The sequence below is a fragment of the Salipiger sp. ABF4_146 genome, from assembly GCF_056161345.1.
On the sequence record NZ_JBSWYX010000037.1, the window covers coordinates 20,491 to 27,426 of the forward strand.

Annotated in this window: 6 protein-coding genes; 4 read left to right on the forward strand and 2 right to left on the reverse strand. The window is 55.9% G+C overall.

The window, feature by feature from the left end:
* Nucleotides 1–69: 69 nt before the first annotated feature.
* The 3 genes from ACXAJT_RS26345 (at nucleotide 70) to ACXAJT_RS26355 (ending at nucleotide 4,063) form a co-directional block, all read left to right on the forward strand.
* A complete protein-coding gene (locus ACXAJT_RS26345; protein ID WP_475241592.1) occupies nucleotides 70–2,673 on the forward strand; it encodes a TraM recognition domain-containing protein in 2,604 nt (867 codons plus the stop codon).
* A 60-nt stretch (nucleotides 2,674–2,733) separates the two neighbouring features.
* The gene (locus ACXAJT_RS26350; RefSeq protein WP_475241594.1) at nucleotides 2,734–3,405 is read left to right on the forward strand and encodes a hypothetical protein; all 672 of its coding nucleotides are present in this window, start codon (nucleotides 2,734–2,736) and stop codon (nucleotides 3,403–3,405) included.
* Between the two features lie 73 nt (nucleotides 3,406–3,478).
* Complete coding sequence (locus ACXAJT_RS26355) at nucleotides 3,479–4,063, forward strand: hypothetical protein (RefSeq protein WP_475241596.1); 585 nt, start codon at nucleotides 3,479–3,481, stop codon at nucleotides 4,061–4,063.
* A 681-nt stretch (nucleotides 4,064–4,744) separates the two neighbouring features.
* On the opposite strand, the gene ACXAJT_RS26360 is transcribed toward ACXAJT_RS26355, so the two are convergent.
* On the reverse strand, nucleotides 4,745–5,389 hold the full coding sequence (locus tag ACXAJT_RS26360) for a hypothetical protein (RefSeq protein WP_475241598.1): 645 nt from the start codon (nucleotides 5,387–5,389) through the stop codon (nucleotides 4,745–4,747).
* A 609-nt stretch (nucleotides 5,390–5,998) separates the two neighbouring features.
* Nucleotides 5,999–6,457 carry a hypothetical protein gene (locus ACXAJT_RS26365; protein ID WP_475241601.1) on the reverse strand — a complete coding sequence of 153 codons (459 nt, stop codon included), beginning with the start codon at nucleotides 6,455–6,457 and terminating at the stop codon, nucleotides 5,999–6,001.
* A gap of 43 nt (nucleotides 6,458–6,500) precedes the next feature.
* Here ACXAJT_RS26365 and ACXAJT_RS26370 point away from each other — a divergent pair.
* Nucleotides 6,501–6,936, forward strand: a 436-nt coding sequence (locus ACXAJT_RS26370) for a hypothetical protein (protein ID WP_475241603.1), incomplete at its 3' end; no start/stop codon positions are given.

Below are 6,936 nucleotides of genomic sequence, written 5' to 3' on the forward strand. Positions count from 1 at the left end.
GTTAATCCTTCCGAACCTTTGGCAACTACATGCACCGGACGATTAGTATCCGAGGCAAAGAGTCAGCGCATGGCGGAGAAAAAGACACGAGGTCTTACGCAGGAGCAGGAACTTAATGAAGAGTTCCTGATCAGGGATACCAGAAGCCCCCTGAGGAAGTTCAAAGACTGGATCACGATCCCGAACAACATGTTCGTCCTGCTTTTCCTATTGGCCTCCTTGACCATGATGGTTGGGTCGATTTCTGAATTCGTGTTCATCATCGCCTTGTGCTTCTATCGCTGGGGCATCAAGCGGGAAGAGAAAGCGCCAATCAAGATGCCGATCCAGAGTGGTTACCTCGACCCGCATCAGCCGCACCCGGGCAATGGCAAACCAACCAAGGCAAAGGGCATCTTCTTCCTTGGGAACGAGATGAAGACTGGCAAGGAAGTCTGGCTGACTAACGACGACGCGCGTCAGCACTTCTTGGTTGTGGGGACGACCGGTGCTGGTAAGGCGCAACCGCTGACTGCTCTTGTGCACACGCCCCAGGGATTTGTACGTATGGGGGAACTGCAGGTCGGTCACATGGTGACGGCCGCGGACGGATCTCCAGCCGAGATCAAGGCGATCTATCCGCAGGGTGAAATTGACGTCTACTCGATCACGATGGAAGATGGTCGCTCAACGGAGGCGTGCGCTGAACATCTCTGGACGGTCTTCGTCGACGGCGGAGAAGCGCAAACGATCAGCACCGAACATGTGCACAATCTGCTGGCCACCGGTCACTCAGTGTCGGCGCCCCTGCCCTCACGGATCGTGGGCCTTGAGCCCGTGGCGTGGGAGCCGCGGGCATTCGGCAAGAAGGTGGCGAAGGGGTTGGCCGCCGGCGAGCCGATCTCTTCGGCCGACGTCTCCAAAATTCAGGATCTCCAGAAGGCTCCGACGCTTCAGCGTGGCCTCTTCTTGCAAGGACTTTTGGGCAACCAGATGTCCAAGGTCGAATGTTCCTACATTGATATCTCGTGCTCTCACATCGCCGCGGCCGAAGTGCTGGTCGCTCTTGTTAGATCGATGGGTGGCCTGGGCATGTGCGACCTAGAGAGGAAGGTGGTGTCCCTCCGTCTTGTGAACAGATGCGATAGAGAGGAAACGCATATCCAGTTCGCATCCATTGAACATGCAGGACGCAAGCAGGCGCAGTGTATCTATATCGATCACCCTGACCACCTCTACGTGACCGATGAGTACATCGTTACGCACAACACGGAATCCCTGCTTGGATTTGCTGCCAACGCCCTCATGTGGGGATCGGGCTTCCTGTTCTGCGACGGTAAAGGCGACGTTGCCCTCTTCGCCAAGGTCTATGCCCTCGCCCGCCGCTTTGGCAGGGAGGATGATCTCCTGGTTCTGAATTTCATGACGGGCAACCAAGACCTCGGTGCCATGGGCGGCAAAGTCATGTCGAACACTCTGAATCCGTTCTCCAACGGGTCCTCGGACTCCCTGACCCAGATGGTTGTCTCTCTGATGGACGATGCCGGCGGCGATGGCGCGATGTGGAAGGGCCGTGCGACCGCCATGCTTACAGGTGTCATGAGGGCTCTGTGTTGGCTGCGAGATGAAGGGGAAATCGATCTCAATGTCGGTGAGATCCGGGAGTACATGTCTCTTCGGAAAATTGTCGACCTGGGCGATGTCGAGCAGCACCCGAATATGCCCCAGCCGATCCGGAAGACCATTCAGTCTTATCTGACCTCGCTTCCAGGTTTCCAGAAGGAGAAGGGCTACAAACAGGCGCAAACCACGCTTGACCAGCACGGCTATCTGGAAATGCAGTTCACGAAGATCCTCGGCAGCCTCGCGGACGTGTATGGCCACATCTTCTTCACACCCAACGGTGAAGTGGACATGTTCGACGTGGTCCTCAACCGGCGCATCCTCGTGATCATGCTTCCGGCTCTCGAGAAATCCGGGGATGAGATTGCGAACCTCGGCAAAATCGTTGTGGCGACGCTCAAGGGCATGATGGGTGGTACGCTAGGCTCCACGATTGAAGGGAACTGGGCTGAGGTCGTGGAAAACAGACCCACGAACTCGCCGTCTCCGTTCATCTGCGTGCTCGACGAGGTCGGCTACTACACGGTGGAAGGCATGGCGCTTATGGCCGCTCAGGCCCGTTCTCTGGGCTTTACGATGGTCTACGCCTCCCAGGATATTCCGGCGATGAAGCGCCTCAACGAGAAAGAGGCCGCATCGATCATCGCGAACACAAACACCAAGATCTTCATGCGCTCTGAAGAAGCCGAGACCACCGGTAAGCTGGCGGTGGAAGCCGGCGGTAAGGGCCTCAAAGCCCAAACCGGCGGGTATCAAGGTAAGGCAGGCGAGATCGGCGTGGGATACACCGACGGCATGGACGCTCGCATCGAGGCGGCCGATCGCGTGAACTTCACGGACTTGAAGGCGCAGACCGAAGGTATGATGCACATCATGTTCCAGGAGAAGGTCGTTCGCGCGAAGTCCTTCTATGCGAACCCCGAAGGCGCCGTGGACAACAAGAAGCTCAAGCTGCGCGCGAACCACTTTATCAAGGTCCCCAAGCCGGACTACGAAGACCTCGAGCGCGCGCGCAAACTGCCGATCATTACCGAAAAGATGCTGTCGGAAGACTTTATCTCTGAAAACTAAGATGCAGCAGCGAAGGCGATAGAGGAAGCTCGCGAAAGCAAGGGCCGCATTGCGACGGCCGTGAAAGTGTTCGATTTCATGATCTCCGACCGGAATAAGCCAATCGATGCCGGTGCCTGCAGTGTGGCCGCGATCATCCATGACCAGTCGGAAGCTATCACGTCGTTCCATAAGCGTATCCTTGGTGAGGACGAAGGTGCTGGCGAAGAGGCAGCTGCGGACGCACAGGGCAATGAAGGCGACACCAGACAGGCGCGCCGGCCTATTCGTCCGCGCGGAAATCCGATCAAGCGCGGCATCTCTCACCAAGTCCTTATCGAGGGCGATGAGGAGCATGATGAACGTGAGATCGACATGGCAGGCGATATGGTTGCATCTGACGATGTCATGAGCGCCCTTGCGGCCGTCGACTACGATGCTGATGCCTCGCGCGAGCAGGTCGAACGCGACATTGCTGATGCGCTCGATCCGATGGCTCATATGGATGATGACGACTTGCCTGACCCAGAGGACATCATGACTTCCGATGTTGATGACAACGTCACCCAAGCTGCGGGCTCCATCTTCGATGAAATTGATGGCCTTGGGCTTGAAGTCGAAGGTGACTCCGAAGAAAAGGGCGCCGCCGAAGACGACAGCGATGACGATGGTGAAGAGGCCCCAGACGCCGACAACATCACGACGCAGCTCCTGTCTCAATTCATCATTGATGACGATGATGACGACGAGTGATCAGCGGCCTGAAGAAAACCATGCTTAAGCCTGCCCATGTAGAAGGCAGGACGCAGAAAGACAGGAAGACGAAATGCAGCAGTTGGTGATGTTCAATGGCCCTCCACGGGCAGGAAAGGATACAGCAGGGGAAATCTGCCGTACTCTGATCGGAGCCGAGGCAACTGTGGCCTTCGTCAAATTCACGACCGCAGTCAAGGATGCGACCCATGAGGAACTTGGGCTAAACGCAGAGGCTGGCACCTTCGAAGACCTAAAGGATACGCCGCTCAAAGAGTTCAATGGGATGACACCCCGTCAGGCCTACATCGACAAGAGTGAACGTCTGAGAGCCGAGCATGGCTATGACATCGTGGCGCGTATGCTTGTCGACAGTGTTCGAGATCTGGATGTGGACATAGTGGTCAACACAGACCTCGGGATGGACTACGAAGCGGATCACCTGATCAGATATTTCGGGCCCGAGAATTCCCAGCTTGTCCGGCTGAGCCGTGAGGGGCACACCTTTGAGGGGGACTGCAGGGAATACGTCTATCGAGACGACGTGGCGAGTTATGATCTGACCAACCGCACGGTGGACATGATGCGCAGGCAGTTGTCCCCTGTCATCGCGAAGGCGGTGTCTCCAGTCGCGGATCGGCACATGGCGTTCTCGTAGGAAGTTGAAACTGGACCAAGATTGGTCAGGTCAGACAGGCTGCGCCGACAAGAACTGCGCATACGGCCAGAAGCGTGGTGCGTTGAAACCTGAGGTCTCTGATCACCTTTTTCTGCTTACCGATCGTACTGAACAGGCGTGACCGGGCCTCCTCGAGATCCGGATGCGTGGACAGGCAGGCGCTCATGAGGGCGCTGTGTGCTTCCGGGTGGGTCTCGCGATGGATGTTCAGTGCAGCCGATACGATCAGGTTTGACTGCAGTTCAGCTTATCCCTCACGCAAAACGCCCTGGCAGGAACTGCCACCTTGCCTCGTCCTGACCCCTTGTTTTCATGGTGTTGCAGATCGCAGCGGCGGGAGGTCCTGCCAGGGCGACAGGTCATTCTTTGCCACTGACGTCATACATCCCGGGACCGCGCTCAATGGAACCCCTTGAACTCATATGGCGGCCTGTGAGAAAGATTGCACAGTAACCTGTTCGGCGAACCTTCAACGTTCCGCTTGCAATCAGACGCATCCTAGCCTATGTAGAGCCTAGCTTCAGGTGGCGGGACTTGCTGCAGATTCTTTGTTCTAGCAGCACGCTGTAGCTGCGCACCTCATATGAGGTTCGGTAAACCACGGTAAGGCGCACCCGCTTCATTTCACAAAAGGCTCCAAACTAGGAGCCTTTTGTGCGTTTAAGCTTTTGGTTTCTTGGATTTCTTGCGCTTTTCTCTTTTGGCCTTGCGCTTCGCAGCGTTCTCGGCTGCCCGTTGATCGGCGATCGCCCCGCGTTTTTCCTCGGTCATAGGTAGGCGCTCTTGAGTGTATACGCAGGTGCGTAGCGCTTGGCGCATGTTAAGCTTGTGCTTCTTTTCGGTGTCCACGGCTCTGACGTGGCAGGTAAGCACATTCATTTCCACCCCGAAATGTTCAGCTTTACTCGGATAGAGGTAGTAAAGGATGACATCGAATACGCCATTGATGATCTTCATGTCGGGATCTTCGGTCAGCGCTGCCATGTTCTCAAATCTATTATGATCCCTCATCTCCCAGGTTACAGCGTTGGCATCCAACAACGCTCTCACAGCTTCTGGGAGGGTCAGACTACGCTGATAGCGGGGCCCATCAAATATGCGGCGACTGCCGTTCTGATCCATCATGTCAAATGGCTGGCCATGCTCGGCCTTCTCGCTGAAAACATGGCAAGAAAAACTGACGCGAACACGAAGATCTTTCCCATCAACCCCCACCCCGGGCAACGCGTGGAAAAATGGCGCCAGATGGCTGATCGAGTACTCGACATTCCCAACAGAAACCGTTTTACCCAAATGGTCAAGCATCTACTACTCCTTACAAGCGTCAGCTTGTAGACACACGCTGCTGCTGTTCAAGGTCTTTTTTTTCTTCCGTGCGGTCTCCGAGATGCCGCCACGGATAAAACCAACCGCTATCCTGTTTTCATATCGGAGGTGAACACCGCAAAATCCAGCTGCAGGCGTCTTGGCGGGGCCCTACCCAAACCTAATGAAGGTCGGCCCAGTCGATACAGACACGCCTTATTCCCGCGGCACCAACTCGAGGCCATCCAATTTGGTTTACATGCCCTTGGGCGAGAATCTGCATGAAGCATCAGATAGCGCAAATGCTGAAGGTTGGCGGAGCATATGATAATTGTCATCTCGATCAAAGACCTCGACTGGTCAGCAGGGCTTGCTCGAAATTACGTCCTAGGGGCATCCTCTGGCTGGCCTGTTCGTCCTCGGGTCGAGCCTTTGGCATTAATAACTCTCGGACTTTAGAACTTTTGGTCAAAGGATTAAGGGTCGATAACGACAGCACATTGAACATGCTTCGTAGTCTGCTTGACCCTATCATCGCGAAGGCGGTGTCTCCGGTCGTGGAACGGCACATGGCTTTCTCGTCGAAAGTCGACACTGGACCAAGATTGGTCAGGTCAGACAGGCTACGACGACAAGAACTGCGCATACGGCCAGAAGCGTGGTGCGTTGACACCTGAGGTCTCTGATCGCCTTTTTCTGCTTATCGATCATGCTGAACAGGCGTTCCCGGGCATCCTCGAGATCCGGATGCGTTGATAGGCAGGCGCTCATGAGGGCGCTGTGTGCTTCCGGGTGGGTCTCGCGATGGATGTTCAGTGCTGCCGATACGATGAGGTTTGACGAGAGTTTTTTGTAGTATTGCTGATCCCGCGCGGACCCGGACGCGGCCATAGTTTCCTCGAAGTGGTTCGCCAGAGCGGCGTGCATTTCATCCACACGGTTCGCCGCGGCGTCTCGCATATTGTTTACTCCGGGATCTGCGCTGGGCCTACCCAGAATACCGTCCATCCACCAGTTCTCGCCGGCGGGCTGAGTGTCGGTTTGGTTGGTCATTTCGTCGGTGTTCATATCTTCAAACTACGTAGCCGGCATGCGGTAAGGGGAGATTTTCATGCTGCCACAGCACGTAGCAAATCTCGTTGAGAGCGTCCGAGCGCTCCAAATGGAGGTTGTTGAGCGCCAAGGAACAGAGGCCCTCAAGGTCAAAGGCGGCGCTGAGCATCTCCCTGCCCGGCTGATTGCGTTGAGGCGTGCTCTCGAGGCATTCGATGCCGCCGAGGGGGAACTTCAAGAGAGCGATATCAGCCGGGCTTACAAGGCTACTCATCTCATTCTCAAACAGATCACCTCGCACGGCCAAATCAAGGGCAATCCGGTCAAAGTGTTGTCCCAGGCGTTTGAGAGGTATGGGGAACAAGGTTGGGTGAGTTCTTCTGGATTAGAAGGTAAGCACGCGAGGCGTTGTTGGACAAATCAGCTGGTGAGCGCAGTCCCCCTTTCCCCAGACACCCCTATCCTGCGGCCACGGTCATCGGGATGCCGAGAGC

What these genes read in the sequence shown, in the direction of transcription:
- ACXAJT_RS26345 (WP_475241592.1), top strand. Translation starts at nt 70, where the DNA reads ATGGCGGAGAAAAAGACACGAGGTCTTACGCAGGAGCAGGAACTTAAT.
- ACXAJT_RS26355 (WP_475241596.1), top strand. Translation starts at nt 3,479, where the DNA reads ATGCAGCAGTTGGTGATGTTCAATGGCCCTCCACGGGCAGGAAAGGAT.
- ACXAJT_RS26360 (WP_475241598.1), bottom strand. Translation starts at nt 5,389, where the DNA reads ATGCTTGACCATTTGGGTAAAACGGTTTCTGTTGGGAATGTCGAGTAC.
- ACXAJT_RS26365 (WP_475241601.1), bottom strand. Translation starts at nt 6,457, where the DNA reads ATGAACACCGACGAAATGACCAACCAAACCGACACTCAGCCCGCCGGC.